At 64.4% G+C, this 22939-nt stretch carries 23 protein-coding genes, 1 tRNA gene and 1 pseudogene; 19 read left to right on the top strand and 6 right to left on the bottom strand.

What is annotated here, in order from left to right:
* The 4 genes and pseudogenes from LQT98_RS21310 to LQT98_RS21295 form a co-directional block, all read left to right on the top strand.
* Positions 1-187: pseudogene (locus LQT98_RS21310) on the top strand (hypothetical protein); the annotation flags it as partial.
* Between the two features lie 43 nt (positions 188-230).
* On the top strand, positions 231-710 hold the full coding sequence (locus LQT98_RS21305) for an SRPBCC family protein (protein WP_231465023.1): 480 nt from the start codon (positions 231-233) through the stop codon (positions 708-710).
* A gap of 111 nt (positions 711-821) precedes the next feature.
* Positions 822-895, top strand: a tRNA-Gly gene (locus LQT98_RS21300).
* Between the two features lie 64 nt (positions 896-959).
* On the top strand, positions 960-3110 hold the full coding sequence (locus LQT98_RS21295; protein ID WP_231465021.1) for an AsmA family protein: 2151 nt from the start codon (positions 960-962) through the stop codon (positions 3108-3110).
* 357 nt (positions 3111-3467) lie between these two features.
* On the opposite strand, the gene LQT98_RS21290 is transcribed toward LQT98_RS21295, so the two are convergent.
* Positions 3468-5441, bottom strand: a complete 1974-nt coding sequence (locus LQT98_RS21290) for a cation:proton antiporter domain-containing protein (RefSeq protein ID WP_231465018.1) — start codon at positions 5439-5441, stop codon at positions 3468-3470.
* Positions 5442-5560: 119 nt separating this feature from the next.
* Between LQT98_RS21290 and LQT98_RS21285 the strand changes: the two genes are divergently transcribed.
* From LQT98_RS21285 to LQT98_RS21215, 15 genes are all read left to right on the top strand, one after another.
* Complete coding sequence (locus LQT98_RS21285; RefSeq protein WP_231465016.1) at positions 5561-6541, top strand: KpsF/GutQ family sugar-phosphate isomerase; 981 nt, start codon at positions 5561-5563, stop codon at positions 6539-6541.
* Between the two features lie 25 nt (positions 6542-6566).
* Positions 6567-7091 carry a 3-deoxy-manno-octulosonate-8-phosphatase KdsC gene (gene kdsC, locus LQT98_RS21280; protein ID WP_048408734.1) on the top strand — a complete coding sequence of 175 codons (525 nt, stop codon included), beginning with the start codon at positions 6567-6569 and terminating at the stop codon, positions 7089-7091.
* A complete protein-coding gene (gene lptC / locus LQT98_RS21275; RefSeq protein WP_048408733.1) occupies positions 7088-7657 on the top strand; it encodes an LPS export ABC transporter periplasmic protein LptC in 570 nt (189 codons plus the stop codon). The genes kdsC and lptC overlap by 4 nt, the downstream gene beginning before the upstream one ends.
* The gene (lptA, locus tag LQT98_RS21270) at positions 7647-8198 is read left to right on the top strand and encodes a lipopolysaccharide transport periplasmic protein LptA (protein ID WP_048408732.1); all 552 of its coding nucleotides are present in this window, start codon (positions 7647-7649) and stop codon (positions 8196-8198) included. Before lptC ends, lptA begins: the two co-directional genes overlap by 11 nt.
* Positions 8195-8923: an LPS export ABC transporter ATP-binding protein gene (lptB, locus tag LQT98_RS21265; protein WP_048408731.1), complete on the top strand. Its 729-nt coding sequence runs from the start codon at positions 8195-8197 to the stop codon at positions 8921-8923. Before lptA ends, lptB begins: the two co-directional genes overlap by 4 nt.
* 3 nt (positions 8924-8926) lie before the next feature.
* Positions 8927-10351, top strand: a complete 1425-nt coding sequence (locus LQT98_RS21260) for an RNA polymerase factor sigma-54 (RefSeq protein WP_048408730.1) — start codon at positions 8927-8929, stop codon at positions 10349-10351.
* Positions 10352-10418: 67 nt separating this feature from the next.
* Positions 10419-10733 carry a ribosome hibernation-promoting factor, HPF/YfiA family gene (gene hpf, locus LQT98_RS21255; RefSeq protein WP_019104259.1) on the top strand — a complete coding sequence of 105 codons (315 nt, stop codon included), beginning with the start codon at positions 10419-10421 and terminating at the stop codon, positions 10731-10733.
* A 121-nt stretch (positions 10734-10854) separates the two neighbouring features.
* Positions 10855-11316, top strand: a complete 462-nt coding sequence (ptsN, locus tag LQT98_RS21250) for a PTS IIA-like nitrogen regulatory protein PtsN (RefSeq protein ID WP_048408729.1) — start codon at positions 10855-10857, stop codon at positions 11314-11316.
* Entirely contained in the window at positions 11309-12265 is a 957-nt protein-coding gene (gene hprK / locus LQT98_RS21245) for an HPr(Ser) kinase/phosphatase (RefSeq protein ID WP_019104261.1), read from the top strand. Before ptsN ends, hprK begins: the two co-directional genes overlap by 8 nt.
* A complete protein-coding gene (gene rapZ / locus LQT98_RS21240; RefSeq protein WP_231465013.1) occupies positions 12246-13088 on the top strand; it encodes an RNase adapter RapZ in 843 nt (280 codons plus the stop codon). Before hprK ends, rapZ begins: the two co-directional genes overlap by 20 nt.
* 19 nt (positions 13089-13107) lie before the next feature.
* Complete coding sequence (locus LQT98_RS21235; protein ID WP_231465011.1) at positions 13108-13743, top strand: flavin prenyltransferase UbiX; 636 nt, start codon at positions 13108-13110, stop codon at positions 13741-13743.
* 196 nt (positions 13744-13939) lie between these two features.
* Positions 13940-15430 (top strand): NAD(P)H-hydrate dehydratase, encoded by a 1491-nt coding sequence (locus LQT98_RS21230; RefSeq protein WP_231465009.1) that lies wholly within the window; start codon positions 13940-13942, stop codon positions 15428-15430.
* A 247-nt stretch (positions 15431-15677) separates the two neighbouring features.
* Entirely contained in the window at positions 15678-16598 is a 921-nt protein-coding gene (locus tag LQT98_RS21225; protein ID WP_231465007.1) for a DMT family transporter, read from the top strand.
* A 119-nt stretch (positions 16599-16717) separates the two neighbouring features.
* Positions 16718-18262 (top strand): sensor histidine kinase, encoded by a 1545-nt coding sequence (locus tag LQT98_RS21220; RefSeq protein ID WP_231465005.1) that lies wholly within the window; start codon positions 16718-16720, stop codon positions 18260-18262.
* Positions 18259-19848, top strand: coding sequence for a DUF3369 domain-containing protein (locus LQT98_RS21215; RefSeq protein WP_231465003.1), 1590 nt, complete (start codon positions 18259-18261; stop codon positions 19846-19848). The genes LQT98_RS21220 and LQT98_RS21215 overlap by 4 nt, the downstream gene beginning before the upstream one ends.
* A gap of 102 nt (positions 19849-19950) precedes the next feature.
* Here the strand turns inward: LQT98_RS21215 and trhA are convergent, their stop codons facing one another.
* The 5 genes from trhA to LQT98_RS21190 all read right to left on the bottom strand — a co-directional run.
* Positions 19951-20568: a PAQR family membrane homeostasis protein TrhA gene (gene trhA, locus LQT98_RS21210; protein ID WP_019100472.1), complete on the bottom strand. Its 618-nt coding sequence runs from the start codon at positions 20566-20568 to the stop codon at positions 19951-19953.
* Between the two features lie 220 nt (positions 20569-20788).
* Positions 20789-21445, bottom strand: coding sequence for an adenylate kinase (gene adk / locus LQT98_RS21205; RefSeq protein WP_231465001.1), 657 nt, complete (start codon positions 21443-21445; stop codon positions 20789-20791).
* A gap of 67 nt (positions 21446-21512) precedes the next feature.
* The gene (kdsB, locus tag LQT98_RS21200; RefSeq protein ID WP_231464999.1) at positions 21513-22286 is read right to left on the bottom strand and encodes a 3-deoxy-manno-octulosonate cytidylyltransferase; all 774 of its coding nucleotides are present in this window, start codon (positions 22284-22286) and stop codon (positions 21513-21515) included.
* Positions 22283-22465 (bottom strand): Trm112 family protein, encoded by a 183-nt coding sequence (locus LQT98_RS21195; protein ID WP_231464997.1) that lies wholly within the window; start codon positions 22463-22465, stop codon positions 22283-22285. Before LQT98_RS21195 ends, kdsB begins: the two co-directional genes overlap by 4 nt.
* On the bottom strand, positions 22455-22939 hold a 485-nt coding region (locus tag LQT98_RS21190), incomplete at its 5' end, for a tetraacyldisaccharide 4'-kinase (RefSeq protein ID WP_231464995.1). The genes LQT98_RS21195 and LQT98_RS21190, both read right to left, overlap by 11 nt.

The raw sequence follows: 22939 nt of genomic DNA, 5'->3' as shown, positions 1-22939 counted from the left end.
GGCCGATGCCGCCGAAGCCGGCGTCAAGGCGCTGCCCGGCGGCGCCTTCAGCGGCGACGGCGGCGACATTCCGGCGCTGCGCCTGGGCTTTGGCGCGCTGGAAGCGGAACAACTGGAGCAAGGCGTCGCGCGGCTGGCGCGGGCGCTGCGCCGGCAAATTCCAGCTGCGGGATTGCGAAGCTCATGACGAAGAACTAATCTGAGCCGATACCCCACCCGAAAGGCACGTCATGAGCCACGCCAATGGCCCCTATCGACTCACGCTGGAACGCTTGATCGACGCCCCGCCAGAACAGGTCTACCGCGCCTGGACCGACCCCGAATTGCTATGCCAATGGTTCACTCCGCGGCCATGGACGGTGACAGCGGCCGAACTGGACGTCCGGCCCGGCGGCTCCAGCCTGGTGGTGATGCGCAGTCCCGACGGGCAGGAGTTTCCCAACCGCGGCGTCTATCTGGAAGTGCAGCCTGGACGCCGCCTGGTGTTCACCGACGCCTACACCGAAGCGTGGCTGCCATCGGCCAAGCCCTTCATGACCGTGACGCTGGAATTCCAACCCCGCGACGGCAAGACCCATTATCATGCCGAGGTCTTGCACTGGACCGAAGCCGATCTGCGCGAGCATGAGGCGATGGGCTTCGCCAGCGGCTGGGGCCAGGCCACCGACCAGTTGGAAGCCTTGCTCGGCAGGCTGCGCGCCGGCGCTTGAAACCGTGCTCTTTTTTATCAAGCCCTTAGCGCGGCGACGCCCGCGCGCCGCCGCCAAACCTTGCCAAGCCGGGCAAAAAACGCTACATTCGGGCGCTCTAGCCGAAAACGCGCGGGTGTAGCTCAATGGTAGAGCAGAAGCTTCCCAAGCTTACGACGAGGGTTCGATTCCCTTCACCCGCTCCAGTCCGCTTCCGCAATCAAGTAACCTAGATCAATCCGCCGGCATGGCCCATCCGAGCACCCACCAATGAAATTGAATTCCGGCCGGCTGTGGCTACGCATCGCTGTTTACAGCCTCACCGCGCTACTGGCGGTGGCCGTCTTGGTGCAGTCGCTGATCTATTGGCAATTCGACGAAGCCCAGGTGCGCACCACACTGTCGCACGCCTTGCAAGACACCGGTCGCGTCATCAGCATAGAAGGCCGCGTCACCCCCACTCTATTCCCATCCCCCGGCGTGCAGATCGAGAAGCTTTCCGTCTCCGAGCCGGGACAACAAACACCGTTCGCCCGCGTCGAGGAACTCCGTGTCGGCCTGGGCTGGTGGCCGCTGCTGTTCGGCAACCGCGAAGTGCGCTCGGTGGCGCTGTACGGTCCCAGCGCCAATATCAGTCGCGACCAGGAAGGCCGGCTGTCCATCGCCGATCTGTTCCAGCGCCACAGCCAGAGCAGTTTCTCCATCAAGCTGGACACGCTGAAGATACGCGAGGGCACCCTGGTGCTGTCCGACCAGATGACCCGCACCGACAGCCGCATCGCCAGCATCAGCCTGGATGCCGACAACCTGCTGGGCGGCGCCAGCCTTAGCGCCGGGGCCATCCTGGAACAGGGCTCGCGCCCGGTGCGCTTGGCGGTCAACACCCCGCTGTCCATCCAGGACGACCAGGTCAGCCTGGAAGAACTGGACGCGGTGGCGATGACCCAGCTGCCGGGCCTGGGCGAGAGCAAGCTCACCATCAGCGGACAGTACAAGCTCAACTTCGCCACGCTGCAAGCCACCGGCAGCAATGTGGCGCTCGCCTTCAGCAGCGAGCGCCCCAGCAGCGAAGTCCATCTGACCCTGCCGCAGATCAACGCCAGCTTCGACGAATTCACCATGCCCTCCGGCCAGTTGAGCGCCAAGCTCAGCTACGCGCGCAGCCAGTACCAACTGGAAGCCTCGCTGGAAAACCTCAAGCTCAACGAAGCCGGCCTGTACGCCGACAAGCTGCACGGCGATTTCAACTGGCTTGCCGGCTCCACCAAGGTCAATGTCAAGCTCAACGCGCCGCTGTCGCTGGCCGGCATGAACCAATTGCGGATGCAGCCCTTGGCGCTGACCTCCTCCATCACCACCCCGCTGTTGCCTCGCGGCAAGCTGGTCTCCACCATGGACGGCGCGCTCGACGGCGATCTGGACGAACCGCGCTTCAATCTGCGCGTCGCCGGCAAGATGGACGGTTCCGACCTGGCGGTCACCGTCAGCCAGTACGGCCTGATCAAGCCGCGCCACGAGGCCACGGTATCGGTGGGCCGGCTGGACCTGAACCGCTACCTGCCGGAAAGCAAGGGCGATCCGGTGGCCATCTTCCAGAACACCGGCGATATCCCGTTGGACTGGCTGGACCTGTTCGACCTCACCGGCAAGGTGGCGATAGGCGAATTGGCGGTGGGCCGCTTCCGCGTCAAGCAGATCAGCAGCAATGTGCGCATCAACCCGCGCGAACTGGAACTGGACCAGATGTCGGCCGACATCTACGAGGGCCGCTTGCAGGGCGACGCCAGCCTCAGCCGCCGCGACGTGCCGCAGCTGAAGGTGAACCAGACGCTGCAGGGCATGAAAATCCGTCCCCTGCTGGTGGACCTGTTCAACTTCAGCCGCCTGGACGGCAAGGGCAACGGCAAGATAGACATCAACGCCGACGGCAAATCCTTCGCCCAGCTACGCAACACCCTGAGCGGCAATGTGCAGATGAGCCTGAACAACGGCGCGCTGACCGGCATCGACCTGGTGGCGGCGCTGAAGAACCTGCCGGCCGAGCTGAAGGAGTGGAACAGCGCCGCGCAGAACGACCAGAAAACCACCTTCGCCACGCTGTCCAGCAGCTTCCGCCTGGACAAGGGCGTGGCGCGCAGCCAGGACCTGAAACTAGCCTCGCAACTGATGAATGTCGGCGGCGGCGGCAAGATAGACCTGAAGCAGAGCATCGTCGACTACAGCATGGACGTGCAGGCCAATCCCTTGGCCTTCACCCGCCTCAAGGGCGTCAACGTGCCACTGAAGATCACCGGCCCGCTGAACGCGCCGGTCTACGCGCTGGACTTCAACGCCATGGTCAAGGGCAAGAAGACCGAGGTGGAAAAGCAGCAGGCGCTGAAGCAGCAGTTGCAGAAGCAGATCACCACCATCCTGCCTTAAGAACCTGTTCAAAGTCTGCTGCGCTTCAGCGATACGGCGTTGAAAACAGCTTCGAAATGCTCATGTACCGAATGTACACTCCGCTTTCTCAGCCGTTTTCGCCTTGTCTCGCTCTTGCTCGCGAGACTTTGAACAGGCTCTAAGAGCTGTTTACGATCTGCTGCGCGTCGTGGAGCGTTACACGGTGAATACAAGCTCAAAATGCTCATGTACCACGAGTACATTCCGCTTTTTCGCTCGTTTTCGCCTTAGCTCGCGAGATCGTAAACACGTTCTTAACGCCCGACAAACAGCATCAAGACGAACGGCCCCCGCGGCTCACGCCGCGAGGGCCGTTCGACGTTCGCCCGCCGGACCTTATTCCCCCTGTAGAATCCGGTACTCGGCCAACGCCAGCTGCTCCGGCGTGCCCAGCAACACCAGCGCGTCGCCCTGCTCCACCTCGAAGCTGTCGTCGAAATCGGTGCGCCGCACCCGCTGGCGGCGGATCGCCTTCAATTCCACGCCCAGATCCCGCAGATGCAGGCTGGCCAAAGGCTGGCCCACCGCCGCCGCGCCGGTGCAGACCTGAACGCTCTGCAGCCGCGGCACCAGCGCCTCGTCCATGCCCTCGCCCTCGTCGCTGGCGCCGCGGAAAAAGCCGCGGAACAGACCGTAGCGCTCCTCGCGCACCGCGCGGATGCGGCGCACCACCCGGCTCGGCGGCACGCCGACCACCAATAGCGCCTGCGAGGCCAGCATCAGGCTGCCCTCCATCACCTCGGCCACCACCTCGTCGGCTCCGGCGTGGCGCAGCTGATCCATATCGCTATCGTCCACGGTGCGCACGATCACCGGCAGCCCCGGCCGCGCATGCTCCACCGAACTCAAAATACGCAAGGCCGCGTGGGTATCGGCGAAAGTCACCACCACCGCCTTGGCGCGCATCAAGCCGGCCGCCACCAGCACCTCGTGCTTGCCGGCGTCGCCGAACACCACCGGATCGCCGGCCTCGCCGGCTTCGCGCACCCGCTCCGGGTCCATGTCCAGCGCGAAGAACGGAATCTCCTCCGCCTCCAGCAAGCGCGCCAGCGCCTGGCCGCTGCGGCCGTAGCCGCAGATCACCACGTGATCGTTCTTGGACATGCTCTCCACCAGCATGTGGTGCAGGTCCAGCGCCTGGAACATCCAATCCTGCTTGATCAAGCGGCGGGTGATCTTGTCGCCGTACAGGATCAGGAAGGGCGCGATCAGCATCGAGATCAGAATCGCAGCGATCGCCGCCTGAGCGGTGCCAGCCGGCACCAGGTGCAGGTTAAGGGCCAGCGCCAGCAGCACGAAGCCGAATTCGCCGCCCTGGGCCAGGGCCAGCGCGGCGCGCATGGATTCATTGGACTTGTGGCGGAAGCCGCGCGCCACGCCGAACACCACCGCCACCTTGATCGGCAGCAGCAGGGCCAGCATCAGCAGCACTTCGCCGAAACGCTCGAACAACACCGTCAGTTCCAGCTTCATGCCGACGGTGACGAAGAAGAAGCCCAGCAGGATGTCGCGGAACGGCCGGATGTCCTCCTCCACCTGATAGCGGTATTCGGTTTCCGAAATCAGCATGCCGGCGACGAAGGCGCCCAAGGCCAGCGACAGGCCGGACAGCTCGGTCAGCCAGGCCACGCCCAGCGTCACCAGCAGCACATTGATCATGAACAGCTCGCCGGAGCGCTGGCGCGCCACCAGATGGAACCACGGCCGCAGCAGGCGCTGTCCGAAGAACAGCAGCAAGGCCAGCACCACCACCACCTTCAGCGCCGCCAGGCCCAGGTCCATCCACAAGGTATCGCTACCGCCGGCGAAGGCCGGGAACAGGATCAGCAAGGGCACCACCGCGATGTCCTGGAACAGCAGCACGCCGATGGCCAGCTGGCCGTGGGCCTGGTTCAACTCCAGGCGTTCGTTCAAGAGCTTGCTGACGATGGCGGTGGACGACATCGCCAGCGCGCCGCCGACGGCGAAGCCGGTCAACGGACTGCCGCTGAGCCAGCCCACCGCCAGTCCCACCAGCAGCATGGTGGCCGCCACCTGGCCGAAGCCGACGCCGAACACCAGCTGCCGCATCGCGCGCAGCTTGGGCAGGGAGAACTCCAGGCCGATGGAGAACATCATGAAAACGATGCCGATTTCGCCGAGAAAGGCGGTTTCCTCGCCTTGCGGAATCAGATTCATCACGCCGGGGCCAGCTAGAAAGCCCACCACCAGATAACCGAGCATGGCCGGCACTTTCAGGCTGCGGCACAAGGTCACCGACAACACCGCGGCCAGCAGAACCAAGACGATAGGGGCTAGTGACGAATGCATCGCGCGGCGGGGCTCCTGAAGCGAGAGAAAGGAAAAAGACTGCAATTTTTAACACATGCCAAGCAAAAGATGCACCAGCCTGCGTTCAGCGATTATAACCTTTGATATACTTTCGAATTATGGAAAAAGTACAAGCTCCGTCCCGGCTCCAACTGGCCCGGGAAGTCCTGCAGATCGAGTCCGAAGCCCTCACCACGCTGTCCCGCCGCCTGAACGGCGATTTTCTCGCCGCCGTGGACCTGATCCTGGCCAGCGCCGGACGCCTGGTGATCACCGGCATGGGCAAGTCCGGCCACGTGGCGCGCAAGATCGCCGCCACGCTGGCCAGCACCGGCACGCCGGCCTTCTTTGTGCACCCGGGCGAAGCCGCCCACGGCGACCTCGGCATGATCACCGCCCAGGACATCGTGCTGGCGCTGTCCAACTCCGGCGAGAGCGACGAAATCATCGCGCTGCTGCCGGCCTTGCGACGCAAGGGCGTGCGCCTGATCTGCATGACCGGCCGCGAAGGCTCCACCATGGCGCAGGAGGCCGACATCCATCTGGACGCTCATGTGGAGAAGGAAGCCTGTCCGCTGGGCCTGGCCCCGACCACCAGCACCACGGTGCAGATAGCGCTGGGCGACGCCTTGGCGGTGACGCTGATGGACGCGCGCGGCTTCGGCCAGGGCGATTTCGCGCTGTCCCACCCGGGTGGCAGCCTGGGGCGCAAGCTGCTGGTCCACGTATCCGACATCATGCACAGCGGCGATGAATTGCCGCGGGTGGCGCCGGGCACCCCGCTGAAGGACGCGCTGCTGGAGCTGTCGCGTAAGCGCCTGGGCATGCTGGCCATCTGCGCCGACGACGACACCCTGCTGGGCGTTTACACCGACGGCGACCTGCGCCGCACGCTGGAGCGCTCCGCCAATCTTTACGATCTGAGCATCGATCAGGTGATGAGCCGCTCGCCGCGCACCATAGGCCCGAAGAAACTGGCCACCGAGGCGGTATTCCTGATGGAACAGAACAAGATCACCAGCTTGCTGGTCGTAGATGAAGGCGACAAGCTGATAGGCGCGCTGCATCTGCACGATCTATTCAAGGCCGGCGTGATCTGAGTCGCCGACATTAGCAAGGACAAGCATGCAAAGCATTTTCGAGCAGGCCCGCAAGGTCAAGCTGCTGATCATGGACGTGGACGGCGTGATGACCGACGGCCGCATCTACTACAACGCCCACGGCGAGGAAAGCAAATCCTTCAATGTGCAGGACGGCCTGGGCCTGCGCCTGCTGCAATCCACCGGCGTCCAGCTGGCCATCATCTCCGGCCGCGCCGACCGCTGCGTGGAACACCGCGCCCGCGCGCTGCAGATCGACCATTACTATGGCGGCGTGCATGACAAGAAAGTCGCGTTGAACGAGTTGCTGGAGCGGCTGGAACTACAGCCCGAGGAATGCGCGTTCATCGGCGATGACCTGATCGACCTGCCCATCATCACCCGCGTCGGCCTGGCCGTCGCGGTGCCGGAAGCGCCGGCCCTGGTGCGCCAGCGCGCCCACTATGTCACCGGCAGTTCCGGCGGCAAGGGCGCGGTGCGCGAGCTGGCGGAACTGATCATGCAAGCCCAAGGCACCTTCGACGCCATCCTGGCAAGGTATCTGGCATGATCCGGCTGCTGCGCTCCCACCGGCTGTTCCCGCTGTTGCTGGTCGGCCTGACCGGCCTGTTGACCGTGTGGCTGGACCAGGTGTCGCGCTGGGACAGCAATCGCCGCGAACTGGACCCGGACAAGCCCGAATACGTGGCCGAGCACCTGACCGCCTCGCGCTTCGACCCGCAAGGCAAGCTCAACGAACGGCTGATCGCCACCCGCATGTGGCAATACCCGGGCAAGGACGACGCCTTCTTCGAAAATCCCGAGCTCTACCAATACCAGCAGGGCGTGTTGCAATACCAGCTGACCGGCGATGTCGGCCGCTACAACAACAAGACCCAGCAGGCCTATTTCGACAAGAAGGCGGTGATGATACAGCCACCGATGGCGGACAAGCCGGAAACCAAGGTCGTCACCAGCGCCATGCATGTCGACACCGCCAAAAAGATAGCCCGCTCCGCCGCGCCCACCGTGTTCTATCATGGCAAGTCGCACGGCAATTCCGTGGGTTTCGTTTACCAGCAACAGACAGGCTTGTTGAACCTGCTGTCTCACACCAAGATCGTTTATGAAAAATAAGTTCCGTCTCCTGCTGGCCAGCCTGGCGCTGGCCGCCTCCTTCGCCCACGCGGAGCAGGCCGACCGCACCAAGCCGCTGGAAATCACCAGCGACAACGGCTGCACCATGGACCAGATCAAGGGCGTGTCCACCTGCGAGGGCAATGTGGTGGTGATCCAGGGCACGCTGCGCCTGAACGCCGACAAAGTCGTCGCCACCCAGGACAAGCAAGGCAACCAGACCCTGGTGGCCACCGGCCGCATCGTCACCTTCCGCCAGAAGATGGACGGCAAGAACGAATGGGTGGAAGGCCAGTCCAGCCGCCTCGACTACACCAGCGCCGCCAATCTCGCAGTGCTGACCGGCAATGCCCGCGTCAAGCGCGAGGGCGACCTGGTGGTGGGCAATGTGATCACCTACAACACCCAGAACGAGACCTACCAGGTCACCGGCGGCACCGCCACCGGACCCAACAAGGGCCGCGTCACCGTGATCCTGCAGCCCAAGAACGCCGCCTCGCAGCCGGCCGCGGCCAAACCCGCCAGCGGAGCCGCCAAATGACGCCAAGCGTGCTCAAGGTAGAGCGCCTGCGCAAGCGCTTCAAGAAACGCACCGTGGTCAAGGACGTGGCGCTGGAAATCGCCAGCGGCGAAGTGGTGGGCCTGCTCGGCCCCAACGGCGCCGGCAAGACCACCAGCTTCTACATGATCGTCGGCCTGATCGGCGCCGACGACGGCGAGATTCGCCTCGACGACCAGGTGATCACCCACTATCCCATCCACCACCGCGCGCGGCTGGGCCTGGGCTATCTGCCGCAGGAAGCGTCCATCTTCCGCCGCATGACGGTGGAGGAAAACATCGCCGCCATCCTGGAAGTGTCCGGCCTCAAGGGCAAGGAACTGGAAAAAGAGCTGGACCTGCTGCTGGACGACCTCAACATCGGCCACCTGCGCGACAGCAGCGCGCTGTCGCTGTCCGGCGGCGAGCGCCGCCGCGTGGAGATCGCCCGCGTGCTGGCCACCCGGCCGCGCTTCATCCTGCTGGACGAACCCTTCGCCGGCGTCGACCCGATCGCGGTGATCGACATCCAGAAAATCATCTCCTTCCTGAAGGAGCGCGGCATCGGCGTACTGATCACCGACCACAATGTGCGCGAAACCCTGCGCATCTGCGACCGCGCCTACATCATCAGCGAAGGCTCGGTGCTCGCCTCCGGCGAGCCGGAAGAACTGGTCAACAACGAGAAGGTGCGCGAAGTCTATCTTGGCGAACACTTCCACCTGTAAGCGATGAAACAGACCCTTCAGCTCAAGGTATCGCAGCAGCTGACCCTGACGCCGCAGCTGCAGCAGTCGATCAAGCTGCTGCAGATGTCCACACTCGACCTGCAGACCGAGGTCGAACGCTTCCTGCTGGACAATCCCTTGCTTGAGCGCGGCGACGAAGCGCCGCAGGGCGAGACGCCGGACAGCGCCGCCAGTCAGGAGCAGGACGGCCCGGCGGAAAGCCGTGAAGAAAGCGGCGGCGACGAGGCCGAGCGGGGCGGCGAGGCCGGTGAACTGAGCGACTGGGGCAGCGGCGCACGCCGCGGCGACGGCGACGATGAGCTGGACCCTATGCTCAACGTCCCCTGCCCGGTCAGCCTGCGCGAACACCTGCTGGCGCAGCTGGGCGAGGTGGCGCTGCCGACGCGCGATCACGCCATCGTCCGGCTGCTGATCGAAGAACTGGACGACGACGGCTATCTGAGCCAGGAACTGGAAGACATCGCCAGCCATCTGCCGCTGGAACTGGAAGTCGAAACCGACGAGCTGATGATAGGCCTGCGCCTGCTGCAGCAGTTCGATCCGCCCGGCGTCGGCGCGCGCTCGCTGCCGGAAGCGCTGGCGCTGCAACTGCAGCGGCTGGACCCGGACGAGCCGCAGCGCGGCCTGGCGCTGGCCATCGTCCGTGATCACCTGGCCTTGCTCGGCAACCGCGACTACACCCGGCTGAAGAAACTGCTGAGCGTGGACGACGCCGCGCTGCGCGCAGCCCAGGCGCTGATCGCCCGCCTCAACCCCCGCCCCACCGCCGGTTTCGGCGCCAGCGACACCCAGTACGTGATTCCGGATGTCTCGGTCAAAAAACGCAAGGGACGCTGGGTGGCGACGCTCAACGGCGGCGCCGTGCCGCGTTTGCGCGTCAACCAGATGTACGCGCGCTTGCTGGCGGAAAACCGCGGCGGCAACGGCGAAATGTCCTCGCGGCTGCAGGAAGCAAAATGGCTGGTGAAGAACATCCAGCAGCGATTTGACACTATCCTGAAAGTGGCGGAAGCTATCGTTGACAGGCAGCAATCGTTCTTTGAACACGGTGAAGTGGCCATGCGCCCGCTGATTCTGCGCGATATCGCGGACGAGCTGGGCCTGCATGAATCCACGGTTTCCCGAGTCACCACCCAAAAGTACCTGCTGTGCCCGCGCGGGCTGTTCGAGCTCAAGTATTTCTTCGGCAGCTCACTGGAAACCGACAGCGGCGGCGAGTGCTCGGCCACCGCGATCAAGGCCCATATCCGCAGCCTGATCGACGCCGAAGCGCCAAGCAAACCGTTGTCCGACAGCGCCCTGGTCGAAGCGCTGGCCAAGCAGGGAATACAAGTTGCCAGACGCACGATAGCCAAGTATCGTGAAGCCATGCAGATACCGCCGGTCAACCAGCGCAAGACGCTGTGATCCCGGCGGCAGAATACAGCGATCCGGCCGACCCGACCGGACTGTCAACACCAGAAGGAGCTAGGGTATGAACCTCAAAGTAACTGGACTGCATCTGGAAGTAACTCCCGCCCTGCGCGAATACGTCGAAACCAAAATGGAGCGCGTTACTCGACATGTCGACCATGTGATCGACATTTCCGTTACTCTGTCTGTTGATAAACTGGTGCAAAAAGCTGAAGTCAACGTGCATCTGTCCGGCAAGGACATCCACGTGGAAGCCACCGAGTCCGATATGTACGCCGCCATCGATCTGCTGATCGACAAGCTGGACCGCCAAGTGCTGAAACACAAGGAAAAGCAGTCTGAACACCGTGCTCCGGCCCCCGAAGCCAGCCTGTAATTCCTTGATCTGGAAGGCGGGAGCCTGCGGGTTCCCGCTTTTCTTTGCACTTGCCCGTTTTCAGTACTATCAAGGCAACGTAGAATTGCCGGGTTTTTCTCAGCCGCATGCATAATCCAATATGAACCTCATCGGCAAAATCCTGACTCCCGAACACGTGCTGCTCGACCTCGATGTCGCCAGCAAGAAACGCGTGTTCGAGCAAGTTGGCCTCTTGGTTGAAAATACCCGGGGCATCGCGCGCAGCGAAATCTTCGATTGTCTGTTCGCCCGCGAAAAACTCGGCTCCACTGGCCTGGGCCAGGGCGTGGCGATTCCGCACGGCCGCGCGCGCGGCCTGAAGGACGCGATGGGCGTGTTCATTCGCCTGAAAACCCCTATCCCCTTCGACGCGCCCGACGGCAAGCCGGTGCAGTGCCTGTTTGTGCTGCTGGTGCCGGAACAGGCGACCGATCTGCATCTGCAAGTGCTGTCCGAACTGGCCCAGCTATTCTCCAGCCGCCAGATGCGCGAGCAGATGCTGGGCACCGCCGCGCGCGACGAGCTCTACCAGCTGCTCAATAATTGGGTGCCCAATGCCTAGCATCAGCGTCCGCCGTCTGTACCAGGAAAACCAGCAGAAGCTCAACCTGACCTGGGTCGCGGGCACCGGCGGCGCCGACAATATGATAGGCAACGACGAGCAGCGCCCGACGCAGGCGCTGGTCGGTCACCTCAATTTCATCCACCCCAACCGGGTTCAGGTGCTGGGCCTCGCCGAGGTGGACTATCTGAACCGGCTGGAGCAATCCGCCGCCAAGACCGCGCTGGACCAGCTGTTCCACAAGAGCATGTCGGTGGTGATGGTGGCCAACGACCAGCCGGTGCCCAAGCTGCTGCGCGACTACTGCCACACCCACAACGTCCCGCTGATGACCACCAAGCTGGAAAGCCCCTACCTGATGGATGTGCTGCGCATCTATCTGGCGCGGGCGCTGGCGGTGTCCACCGTGCTGCACGGCGTGTTTCTCGACGTGTTCGAGATCGGCGTGCTGATCATGGGCGATTCGGCGATGGGCAAGAGCGAATTGGCGCTGGAACTGATTTCCCGCGGCCACGGCATGGTGGCCGACGACGCGGTGGAGCTGTACCGCATCGGCCCGGACACGCTGGAAGGCCGTTGCCCGCCCTTGCTGCGCGACTTCCTGGAAGTGCGCGGCCTGGGCATCCTCAATATCCGTACCATCTTCGGCGAGACCGCGGTGCGGCCGAAGAAGGTGCTGCGGCTGATCATCCACCTGGTCAAGGCCAACGACCAGGCGATGCAGGCGCTGGACCGACTGAATATCCAGTCGGAAACCCAGGACATCATCGGCGTCACCATCCGCAAGGTGGTGCTGCCGGTGGCCGCCGGCCGCAACCTGGCGGTGCTGGTGGAGGCCGCGGTGCGCAACTACATCCTGCAGCTGCGCGGCATCGACAGCACCCGCGAATTCATCGAACGCCACACCAACTTCCTCAGAGACCAGGAAAATGCGCCTGATATTGATTAGCGGCCTGTCCGGCTCCGGCAAGTCGGTGGCGCTGCGCGCGCTGGAAGACGCCGGCTTCTACTGCGTGGACAATCTGCCTGCCACCATGCTGCACGAGGCGATGTCGCTGTACGCCGACTACGGCTATGAGCAGATCGCCATCAGCGTGGACACCCGCTCCGGCCCGTCGCTGGGCGCGCTGCCGGCGGAAATGGAAAAGCTGAAGGCGCAGGGCGTGGACGTGCGACTGCTGTTCCTGGAAGCCACCGCCACCACCCTGGTCAAGCGCTTCTCCGAAACCCGCCGCCGCCACCCGCTGTCCGGCGCCGACGTCACGGTGGAGGAAAGCATAGGCCTGGAACAGGAGATGCTGGCCGAGATCATGGAGCTGGGCACCCGCATCGACACCAGCGAACTGTCCGCCAACGCCTTGCGCAGCTGGGTGCGCGAACTGGTCGACGCCGACAGCAGCCGACTGACGCTGATCTTCGAATCCTTCGGCTTCAAGCACGGCCTGCCGCAGGACGCCGATTTCGTGTTCGACGTGCGCTGCCTGCCCAATCCCTATTACGACCCTCAGCTACGCCCGTTCACCGGTCGCGATCAGCCCATCATCGACTTCTTCCAGCACACCCCGGCCGTGCAGCAGATGGTGACGGACATCCAGCAGATGGTGGCCAAATGGCTGCCCTGTTTCAGCATGGAAAACCGCAGCTATCTGACCATAGCCGTAGGCTGCACCGGCGGCCAGCACCGCTCGGTCTACATCATCGAACAATTGTCGCGGCTATTCGCCGCCGAGCAGGTCTTGGTGCGCCATCGCCAGCTCTACCGCCAGAACTGAGCGCCCACAGGAGACCCGCATGCGTGCGATCAAGACCGTCACCGTCGCGCTGACCGGCGCCTCCGGCCTGCCCTATGGGCTGCGGCTGATCGACTGCCTGATCGCCGCCGGCATCCGCGTCTGGGTGCTGTATTCGCAAGCCGCGCAAGTCGTGGCCAAGCAGGAAATGGATCTGACCCTGCCGTCGCGCCCGGCCGAGGCCCAGCAATGGCTGATGCGGCGCAGCGGCGCGCGCGAGGGCCAGCTGGCGGTATTCGGCCGCGAAGAATGGTTCGCGCCGGTCGCCTCCGGCTCCAACCCCGCCGACGCCATGGTGGTCTGCCCCTGCTCGATGGGCACGCTGGCCGCCATCGCCCACGGCAGCAGCGACAATCTGATCGAACGCGCCGCCGACGTCAGCATCAAGGAACAGCGCAAGCTGGTGCTGGTGCCGCGCGAGGCGCCATTCTCCGCCATCCACCTGGAAAACATGCTCAAGCTGGCGCGTCTCGGCGTTGTCATCCTGCCACCATCTCCAGGCTTCTATACTCATCCCAAGACCGTGGACGACATGATCGACTTCGTCGTGGCCCGCGTCCTGGACCAGTTGCACATCGACAATCAATTGACGCCGCGCTGGGGCGAAGCAAGCCCGGATACCCCAACGGCGCCCTAGCCAGCCACCGCGCGCCGCTTGCGGCCCGGTCTTTAAGAGTCCGTTCACGATCTTGCGAGCAAGAGCGAGACAAGGCGAAAGCCGCTGAGAAAGCCGAATGTACATGTGGTACATGAGCATTTCGAAGTGGCACTCACCGTGCCACGTCTCACGAAGCGCAACAGGCTTTGAACAGGTTCTAAGGAGGAGCATCGAGATGCCAACACAAGACCAAAGCATTCTCAGCCTGGACGCCCTGCGCCAACTCGAGCGCCAGGCCAACGACGCCGGCTACAACCTGATGCAGCGCGCGGCGATGGCCACCGCCGACTGGGTCAGCCACCACCTGCCCAGCGCGTCGCGGCTGCTGATCTGCGCCGGTCCCGGCAATAACGGCGGCGACGCGCTGTACGCGGCGCTGGAACTGATGCGCCGCCGCTTCCGCGTCGACGTGCTGGTGCCGACTCAGCCCACCAGCCCGGCCACCTCGGAAGCCTTGCACGAGCTGGAGCAGGCGCAAGGCCATGTGATGTTCGATCTGCCGCGCGACTACCGCGCGCCGCAACTGGTGGTGGACGGTCTGTTCGGCGTCGGCCTGAGCCGGGATTTCGATCTGGAATGGACCACGCTGATCGATCGCATCAACCAATTGGGCAGCCCCATCCTGGCGCTGGACTGCCCCAGCGGCCTGGACGCCTACTCCGGCGTGCCGGCCAACACCTCGATCCAGGCCAGCCACACCCTGACCTTTCTGTGCCAGAAGCCCGGCCTGTTCAGCGCCGCCGGCGCCGACCTGGCCGGCAATGTGGAACTGGAGCTGCTGGACTGCCCGCCGCGGCTGATCCCGCCGGCGGACGGCTGCATCAACCAGCCGAACGCCCGCGCGCTGCTGCGGCCGCGCAACAGCCACAAAGGCTTGTTCGGCACCGTCTGCGTGATCGGCGGCGCGCCGGGCATGCTGGGCGCGGCGCTGCTGAGCGGACGCAGCGCGCTGGCCTGCGGCGCCGGCAAAGTCCATGTCTGCCCGCTGGATGGACGGCTGGCCGTGGATCCGGTGGCGCCGGAACTGATGATCTCCGCGCTGGATGACCCCGCCGCCCTGCCCGACGCCGACGTGCTCGCCGTCGGCCCCGGCCTGGGTCTGCAAGAACCGGCCGGCCGCCTGCTGAGCGAAGCGATACAACGGCCGCAGGCGCTGGTGCTGGACGCCGACGCGCTCAATCTGCTGGCCAACGACCATGCCGCCGCCGCGCTGATCGCCAAGCGCCAGGCCGGTACCGTGCTGACTCCGCACCCGGCGGAGGCCGCGCGCCTGCTGGGACAAAGCACCGAGGCGGTGCAGAAGGACAGGCTGCTGGCCGCGCGCCGGCTGGCCAACCACTTCAACTGCGTGGTGGTGCTCAAGGGCGCCGGCAGCCTGATCGTCGGCCCGGACGGTTTCTATCATCTGAACACCAGCGGCGGCCCGGCGCTGGCGGTGGCCGGCCAGGGCGACGTCCTGACCGGCATCATCGCCGCCTTGCTGGCCCAGCACATGGAACCGTTCGAAGCCGCCAGCCTGGCGGTGCACATCCACGGCCTGGCCGGCGACGATTTCGAAATGGAAACCGGCGGCCCCATCGGCCTGTCCGCCTCCGACACCGCCTGGCGCGCCAGCCTGATGCTGAACCGGCTATTGCAGGAAGGCGCGCAGGAACAGGCCATCTAGCAACCCACCCACCTTCCGCGGCGCTGCGCCCTCTCCTCCCACCTAGACCAGCGCCGCGCCGATTCCCCCCTTCCACGCCAGACCCCAGCCGCGCGCGGGCGCACCCTGTTTGCATTAGAATGGGCCATCGCGCCGGCCCGGCCGTGAGATCACGCCGCGCGGGCCGCTCTGTTCAAAGCCTGTTTACGCGCTATCGGCATCCGCGCCGCCGCAAGAGCCGTAAGCGGGCTGCAACGCCAAGGGAAACATGTTGAAGTCGCAATCGAAAGCCTATGCCTACGGTCTCGCCGCCGTGCTTGCCTGGTCCACGGTGGCCAGCGCGTTCAAGATCAGCCTCGCCCACCTCAGCCCGGCCCAACTGGTGCTCTACGCCAGCGCAGCTTCCCTCTTCTGCCTGCTGGGCCTGCTCGCCGTTCAAGGCCGGCTGCCGGAATTGCTGCCGGCCTTGCGACGACACTGGCGCGGCTCGCTGATCTTCGGCGCGGTCAACCCGGCGCTGTACTATCTGATACTGTTTCAGGCCTATGCGCTGCTGCCCGCGCAGGAAGCCCAAGCCATCAATTACACCTGGGCGCTGACCATGAGCCTGCTGGCGGTGCCGCTGCTCAAGCAGAAGCTGCAACGCCGCGACATCGCCGCCGCGCTGGTCTGCTACCTGGGCGTGCTGGTGATAGGCACCCGCGGCCAATTGCTGCAACTGCATTTTTCCGATAGTCAGGGCGTGGCGCTGGCGCTGGCCTCCACCCTGCTGTGGGCCGGCTACTGGATTTTCAACGCGCGCGACGCGCGCGATCCCGTCATCGGACTGACGCTGAACTTCGCCTTCTCCTTGCCGCTGAGCCTGGCCTGGTGCGCCTATAGCGGGCAGCTGGGCGCGGTGGCCTGGCAGGGGCTGGCCGGCGCCGCCTATGTCGGCGCCTTCGAGATGGGCTTCACCTTCGTCCTGTGGCTGACGGCGATGAAGCTGACCCCCAGCACCGCCCGCATCGCCAACCTGATTTTCCTGTCGCCGCTGCTGTCCTTGGCCTTGATCCACTTCATCATCGGCGAAGCCATCCTGCCGTCCACCCTGATCGGCCTGGGCCTGATCCTGAGCGGTTTGGCGCTGCAAAAGCTGGCGCCGCGCGCCCGATCCACCGCGCCCTTGAGCGCGGACGGCGGTGCTTAGAACCTGCTCAACACCGCGTGAGCAAGATTGCGAACACGCGCTTAGCCGCCGCAACCGGATTTGGTATTCGCGCCAGAACTGCCTAGGATTCAGTGTGGGCACTTGGAACCGTCAGCATAATGAAAAGCATAAAAACCAAATTGATGTTCTGGCTGATGGCCTGGATCACCGCCATTCTGGGGACTACGGGCCTGTTTTCCTATTGGCACAACCAGGAGCGCAATGAGGCCGACTACCAATCCCAGCGCGCAGCGGTCAAGGCCAGACTGGCGATGTCGCTGCCGCACAGCGTCTGGCAACTGGACGACGAAAACGTCAGGCTGACACTGGACAGCGAACTGAGCTGGCCGTCCATCATCGCCATCAGCGTCAAGGGGGAATCCGGACTCAGCCTGGGCCGCAGCCACGATGCCGACGGCAGCCTGCGCGACATGCCGCCGTCCGAGGAGCCGCGCTCCGACGATATGCTGAACATCCCCATCATCTATCAGGGCAAGGAGCACCTGGGCAACGCCACCGTCTACCTGTCGCGCCAGGCGCTGGCCAAGCATCAGCGCGACCAGTTGATCGAACTGTCGGCCCAGATCCTGCTGCTGGACGTGTTGATATTCATGATCATGTCCTTCAATCTGCAGCGCTTCCTGTTCCTGCCGCTGGCGCGGCTGCAACAGGCCTTGAACACCGCCATCCGCGCGCCGGACGCCAGCGGCGCGCAGGTCACCCATGTCGCCGACGACGAGATCGGCGGCATCGTCAACGGCTTCAACCGCATCGTGGCCCGCACCGCCGGCGACCTGGCCAAGCGCACCGAGGCCGAGGCCGTCGCCCGCGCCGAGCGCGACCGCGCCGAAGAAGCTTACCGCCAGTTGATGGAAGCGCAGCAGACGCTGGTGGAAACCGAGAAGATGGCCTCGCTGGGCAGCCTGGTGGCCGGCGTCGCCCACGAGATCAACACCCCGGTCGGCATCACGCTGACCACCGCCTCCCACCTGGGCACCGCCACCAGCCACATCATAGAAAAAGTCGACGGCGGCACCGTCAAGAAAAGCGACTTCCAGGCCTATCTGGACACCGCCAAGGAATGCAGCGACCTGATCCTGTCCAACGCCGAGCGCGCGGCCAACCTGATCCACAGCTTCAAGCAGGTGGCGGTGGACCAGACCAGCGAGGCGCGGCGCAGCTTCCAGCTGCAGGACTACCTGAACGAGGTGATCACCAGCCTGAAGCCGCGCTTCAAGCACGCCAACACCACCATCAGCGTGCAATGCGAGGAAGACATCCTGCTGGACAGCTACCCGGGCTCCTTCGCCCAAGTGATCACCAATCTGATGGTCAATTCCCTGGTGCACGGTTTTGAAAACCGCAGCAGCGGCAAGATCAGCATCGAAGCCCGGCGCAACAATCCGCATTACATCACGCTGACGCTCAGCGACGACGGCAAGGGCATCCCGCCGGAAAACCTGAGCCGGGTATTCGACCCCTTCTTCACCACCCGCCGCGGCAGCGGCGGCAGCGGTCTGGGGCTCAACATCGTCTACAACATCGTGCGGCAACGCCTGGGCGGGTCGATCGAGGTGCACAGCGAGGTCAACAAAGGCACCACCTTCACCATCACCATGCCCTGCTCCGCGCCGGTCAATCAGAGCAAGGAGAACATCATATGAGCGACATCACCAACCAGGAAGAGGATTGGCTGCTCGACGATGACGCTCCGTCCGAGCCCGCGGCCGCGGTGAACGATGGCCGCCATCCGTGGAAAATCCTGATCGTGGACGATGAGAAGGACGTGCATACCGCCACCCGCATCGCGCTGCGCAACATCCGCTACAAGGAGCGGCCGCTGGAGCTGCTGAGCGCCTATTCCGGCAAGGAAGCCTACGAGGTGATGCGCCAGCATCCGGACATCGCGCTGATCATGCTGGACGTGGTGATGGAAAGCGAGGACGCAGGCCTGAAACTGGTGCACCAGATCCGCCAGGAACTGAAGAACGGCCTGGTGCGCATCGTGCTGCGCACCGGCCAGCCCGGCCAGGCGCCGGAGCAGGAAGTCATCCTCAACTACGATATCAACGACTACAAGACCAAGACCGAGCTGACGGTGCAAAAGCTGTTCACCACCATCATCTCCTCGCTGCGCGCCTACGAAAACCTGCTGTCGCTGGAGAAAAACCGCCAGGGCCTGTCCAAGATCCTGGAAAGCGCGTCCGATCTGTACCAACTGTACTCGCTGCGCGAATTCGCCTCCGGCGTGCTGCGCCAGATCAGCGCGTTGCTGGACATCGGCACCGACGGCATCCTGTGCGTGCGCAACGACAATAGCAGCGGCCGACCGGAGCTGGAAATCCTGGCCGCCTCCGGCAACTACGAGCCGCTGGGACAGAGCGGCGATCTCAGCGCCTTCCCGGAACTGGAGCAAATCATCCTGCGCTCCTTCGCCGAGAAGCGCAGCATCTATCAACATCCTTACGACGTGCTCCACATTTCCTCGCGCAATGGCCGCGAATTCATCATCCACTTCACGCCGCAGTGGCCGCTGGAAGAAGTGGAGCGCGACCTGCTCGATGTATTCTGCCAGCGTATTTCCGCCGCCTACGACAATCTCTATCTATACAGCCAGCTGCGCAGCGCGCAAGAGGCCACGGTGGTGGCGCTGGCCGACCTGGCGGAATTCCGCGACACCGACACCGGCAACCATGTGCTGCGCGTGCAGCGGCTGACCGATGCCATCGCCGGACAAATGCGCGCTAACGGCGCCTACCCGGAGCTGATGAGCAAGGAATTCATGGACATGGTGGGCATGGCCAGCATCCTGCACGATGTCGGCAAAGTGGGCACGCCGGACCACATCCTGTTCAAGCCGGGCCGGCTGGACCCGGACGAGCGGGTGATCATGGAGCAGCACGCCACCATAGGCGCGCAGATTCTAGCCAGATCGGCCAGCATGGTGGAAGGCATGAGTTATCTGTCGCTGGGCTCGGAAATCGCCGGCGGCCACCACGAGCACTTCGACGGCAACGGCTACCCCAGGAAGCAGAAAGCGCACGAAATTCCGCTGTCGGCGCGCATCGTCGCCGTGGTCGACGTGTTCGACGCCCTGCTGAACAAGCGGCCCTACAAGGAGCCGTGGACGCTGCACGACACCATGGAATACATTTCCGGCCGCTCCGGCAGTCAGTTCGATCCCGAAGTGGTGCGCGCGCTGGAAACCCTGGTCAAGGAACGCCGGCTGCAGGATTTGCCCGACGCGTGAGTGGGCGCGGAGCCACGCCACAATAAAACAGGGCGAAAGCAGCTGGCTTCAAGCTGATTTCGCCCTATTAGTTCCAACCCGCCGCAGCACTGCGGCTCCGGCTCAGGCCACGTAAAACAACACGCTGACAAACTGGCAGACGCTGCCGCCCAGCACGAACAAATGCCAGATGCCGTGACCGTGGCGGATTTTCTCGTCGTTGAGAAACCAATAAATGCCGACGCTGTACAGAATCCCGCCCAAGGCCAGCCAGAACAGGCCGCCGCTGGGCAGCGATTCGATCAAGGGCGGCAAGGCCACCAGCACCAGCCAGCCCATCACCACGTAGAGAATCATCGACAGCAAGCGGGTGCGCCGTCCCAGCGTCAGTTCCTGGATGATGCCGAACACAGCCAGGCCCCAGCTGACGCCGAACAGGCTCCAACCCCAGGCGCCGCGCAAGGTCACCAGCGCGAACGGCGTGTAGCTGCCGGCGATCAATAGATAGATCGCCGAGTGATCGCACTTCTGCAGCACCGCCTTGGCGCGGCCGCGGAAGCTGTGATACAGCGTGGAGATCAGGTACAAGGCCACCAGCGTGGCGCCGTACAGGCTGAAGCTGACCACCTTCCAGGGGTCGCCCTCGCGCGCGGCCATGGTCACCAGCACCACCAGGCCGGTAATGGCCAGCAAGGTGCCGATCAAATGGGAAATCCCGTTGAAACGTTCCCCGTGATACATATGGTTTTATCCTTGCGCCGGCATCGCGCCGGCTTGACGCACAAAAACTTTTGGAGCCGCTCGCGGGCTCCGGGTTCAATTGTCCGCCTGTTGCCGCCGCCGCGCCAGCCCTTTCTCTACACGTCAAAAGAAAAGCGGGCCGCAGGGCCCGCCTTTCTTTCAACACCGAAAATCCAGCCTCTGGAGACGACTCCTCAACGGATCGTCAACGGCTCCATCCTCAGGCGCCCAGCGCCTTCAGCACCTCGTCACGCACCACATCCACCGCACGAGTGCCGTCGATCTTGACGTATTTCGGCGCCTTGGCGTCGCCGCTGGCGGCGCGTTCGCCGTAGAAACCCACCAGCACCGCGGTCTGTTCGTGGTAAACCGCCAGGCGCTTCTTCACGGTTTCTTCGCGGTCGTCGTCGCGCTGGACCAGTTCTTCGCCGCTCACATCGTCCTTGCCAGCCACTTTAGGCGGGTTGAAGCTGATGTGATAGGTACGGCCGGAGGCCAGGTGCACGCGGCGGCCAGCCATGCGCTCGATGATGGCCGCGTCCGGCACGTCGATCTCCACCACGTAATCGATGTCCACGCCGGCGGCGATCATCGCCTCCGCCTGCGGAATGGTGCGCGGGAAGCCGTCGAACAGGAAGCCATTGGCACAGTCCGCGTCGGTGATGCGCTCCTTGACCAGGCCGATGATGATGTCGTCGCGCACCAGGCCGCCGGCGTCCATGATCGCCTTGGCTTCCAGGCCCAGCGGCGTGCCGGCCTTGACCGCGGCGCGCAGCATGTCGCCGGTGGAGATTTGCGGGATGCCGAATTTTTCCTTGATGAAATTGGCCTGGGTACCTTTGCCGGCGCCAGGCGCCCCCAACAGGATCAGTCGCATGAAGATCGCTCCGTCAATTTAATGTGTTTTTGAAATCGAAATCCGGGCCGCGCGGCGCGCGTCCGGCTTATGGCTTGGGTCCCGCGCCCAGCAAGCGGCGCACTCGCTCCAGATCTTCCGGCGTGTCCACGCCGGCCGGCGGCGCCGACTCGACCACCGCCACCTTGATGGCGAAGCCGTGCCACAACACCCGCAACTGCTCCAGCGCTTCGAAACGCTCCAGCGGCGCCGGGGCCAAACGGTTATAGGTCTTCAGAAAACCCGCCTGGTAGGCGTACATGCCGATATGCCGCAGCACCGGTAGGTCCGCGGGCAGCGCGCTCGTATCCTGTGCGAACGCGTCGCGGGCATAGGGAATCGGCGCGCGGCTGAAATACAGCGCGCGGCCGGCGTGGTCCAGCACTACCTTGACCACGTTGGGATTGAACATATCGGCGGCATCGTGAAACGGATGCGCCAAGGTCGCCATCGGCGCGTCGCCGGCGGCCAAGAGCGCGGCCAGCTGATCGATCAGCGCCGGCGCTATCAATGGTTCGTCGCCCTGGACATTGACCACGATCTCATCGTCGGCCAGGTTTAGCGCCTGCGCCACTTCGGCCAGCCGGTCGGTGCCGCTGGCGTGGTCGGCGCGCGTGAGCAGCGCTTCAACGCCATGTTCGCGGCAAGCGGCCAGCACATCGGCGTGGTCGGTGGCCACGATCACCCGGCTTGCGCCGCTGTTGGCGGCCTGCGCGGCGACGCGCGCCACCATGGGCTTGCCGGCGATGTCGGCCAGCGGCTTGCCCGGCAGCCGGCTGGAGGCCAGCCGCGCCGGGATCACCACGCAGAAGCCGCGACTCATTTGATCTCTTCTCCCGGCGCCAGCTCGCGGGCCTCGGCTTCCAGCATCATCGGGATGCCGTCCTTGATCGGGTAGGCCAGGCGGTCGCCCTTGCAGACCAGTTCCTGCTTGGCCTTGTCGAAAACCAGCGGGCCCTTGCACAGCGGGCACACCAGGATGTCCAGGAATTTAGCGTCCATGTCTTATCTTCAGTCGATCCAGAATCCAAGCGCTCAGATCAGGCTCCAACTCCGCCTGAACCGGCAAAACCCATAGTCTAGCACGCTGCGCTGCATCATGAATCACCCGCCGCAGCTTGACCGCGTCCTTGCTGGTGACGATTACCGCCTCCGCGTCCGCCGGCAAGTCGGCGGCGCTGAATTGATGGTGGTCGGGCCAGGCCAGGCAAAGCTCAGGCCGCAGGCCCAGGCCGGCCAGCGTGTCGAAGAAGCGCTGCGGGTGGCCGATGCCGGCCATCGCCGCCAGCTTCAGGCCGGCGAAATCCGCCGCCGCCCGCGTCTCCTCGGGCCGGTCCAAGCGCTGCAGCGACGCCGGGCGCAAACGCATGGCGAAACGCCGCGGCCCCGCCGGCAAGCTCAGGCCGACCGCATCGCCGCCATTGACCACCACCGCGCCGACCGCGGCCAGCCGCGACCACGGCTCGCGCAAGGGGC

Source organism: Chromobacterium aquaticum (genome assembly GCF_021129195.1).
GTDB classification, from domain to species: Bacteria; Pseudomonadota; Gammaproteobacteria; order Burkholderiales; family Chromobacteriaceae; genus Chromobacterium; species Chromobacterium aquaticum.
The sequence above is the reverse complement of the archived record's forward strand: the minus strand, read 5'-3'. Positions and strand labels throughout refer to the sequence as shown.

Coding starts and splice junctions, on each gene's coding strand:
- LQT98_RS21305 (WP_231465023.1), top strand. CDS start 231: ATGAGCCACGCCAATGGCCCCTATCGACTCACGCTGGAACGCTTGATC.
- LQT98_RS21295 (WP_231465021.1), top strand. CDS start 960: ATGAAATTGAATTCCGGCCGGCTGTGGCTACGCATCGCTGTTTACAGC.
- LQT98_RS21290 (WP_231465018.1), bottom strand. CDS start 5,441: ATGCATTCGTCACTAGCCCCTATCGTCTTGGTTCTGCTGGCCGCGGTG.
- LQT98_RS21285 (WP_231465016.1), top strand. CDS start 5,561: ATGGAAAAAGTACAAGCTCCGTCCCGGCTCCAACTGGCCCGGGAAGTC.
- kdsC (WP_048408734.1), top strand. CDS start 6,567: ATGCAAAGCATTTTCGAGCAGGCCCGCAAGGTCAAGCTGCTGATCATG.
- lptC (WP_048408733.1), top strand. CDS start 7,088: ATGATCCGGCTGCTGCGCTCCCACCGGCTGTTCCCGCTGTTGCTGGTC.
- lptA (WP_048408732.1), top strand. CDS start 7,647: ATGAAAAATAAGTTCCGTCTCCTGCTGGCCAGCCTGGCGCTGGCCGCC.
- lptB (WP_048408731.1), top strand. CDS start 8,195: ATGACGCCAAGCGTGCTCAAGGTAGAGCGCCTGCGCAAGCGCTTCAAG.
- LQT98_RS21260 (WP_048408730.1), top strand. CDS start 8,927: ATGAAACAGACCCTTCAGCTCAAGGTATCGCAGCAGCTGACCCTGACG.
- hpf (WP_019104259.1), top strand. CDS start 10,419: ATGAACCTCAAAGTAACTGGACTGCATCTGGAAGTAACTCCCGCCCTG.
- ptsN (WP_048408729.1), top strand. CDS start 10,855: ATGAACCTCATCGGCAAAATCCTGACTCCCGAACACGTGCTGCTCGAC.
- hprK (WP_019104261.1), top strand. CDS start 11,309: ATGCCTAGCATCAGCGTCCGCCGTCTGTACCAGGAAAACCAGCAGAAG.
- rapZ (WP_231465013.1), top strand. CDS start 12,246: ATGCGCCTGATATTGATTAGCGGCCTGTCCGGCTCCGGCAAGTCGGTG.
- LQT98_RS21235 (WP_231465011.1), top strand. CDS start 13,108: ATGCGTGCGATCAAGACCGTCACCGTCGCGCTGACCGGCGCCTCCGGC.
- LQT98_RS21230 (WP_231465009.1), top strand. CDS start 13,940: ATGCCAACACAAGACCAAAGCATTCTCAGCCTGGACGCCCTGCGCCAA.
- LQT98_RS21225 (WP_231465007.1), top strand. CDS start 15,678: ATGTTGAAGTCGCAATCGAAAGCCTATGCCTACGGTCTCGCCGCCGTG.
- LQT98_RS21220 (WP_231465005.1), top strand. CDS start 16,718: ATGAAAAGCATAAAAACCAAATTGATGTTCTGGCTGATGGCCTGGATC.
- LQT98_RS21215 (WP_231465003.1), top strand. CDS start 18,259: ATGAGCGACATCACCAACCAGGAAGAGGATTGGCTGCTCGACGATGAC.
- trhA (WP_019100472.1), bottom strand. CDS start 20,568: ATGTATCACGGGGAACGTTTCAACGGGATTTCCCATTTGATCGGCACC.
- adk (WP_231465001.1), bottom strand. CDS start 21,445: ATGCGACTGATCCTGTTGGGGGCGCCTGGCGCCGGCAAAGGTACCCAG.
- kdsB (WP_231464999.1), bottom strand. CDS start 22,286: ATGAGTCGCGGCTTCTGCGTGGTGATCCCGGCGCGGCTGGCCTCCAGC.
- LQT98_RS21195 (WP_231464997.1), bottom strand. CDS start 22,465: ATGGACGCTAAATTCCTGGACATCCTGGTGTGCCCGCTGTGCAAGGGC.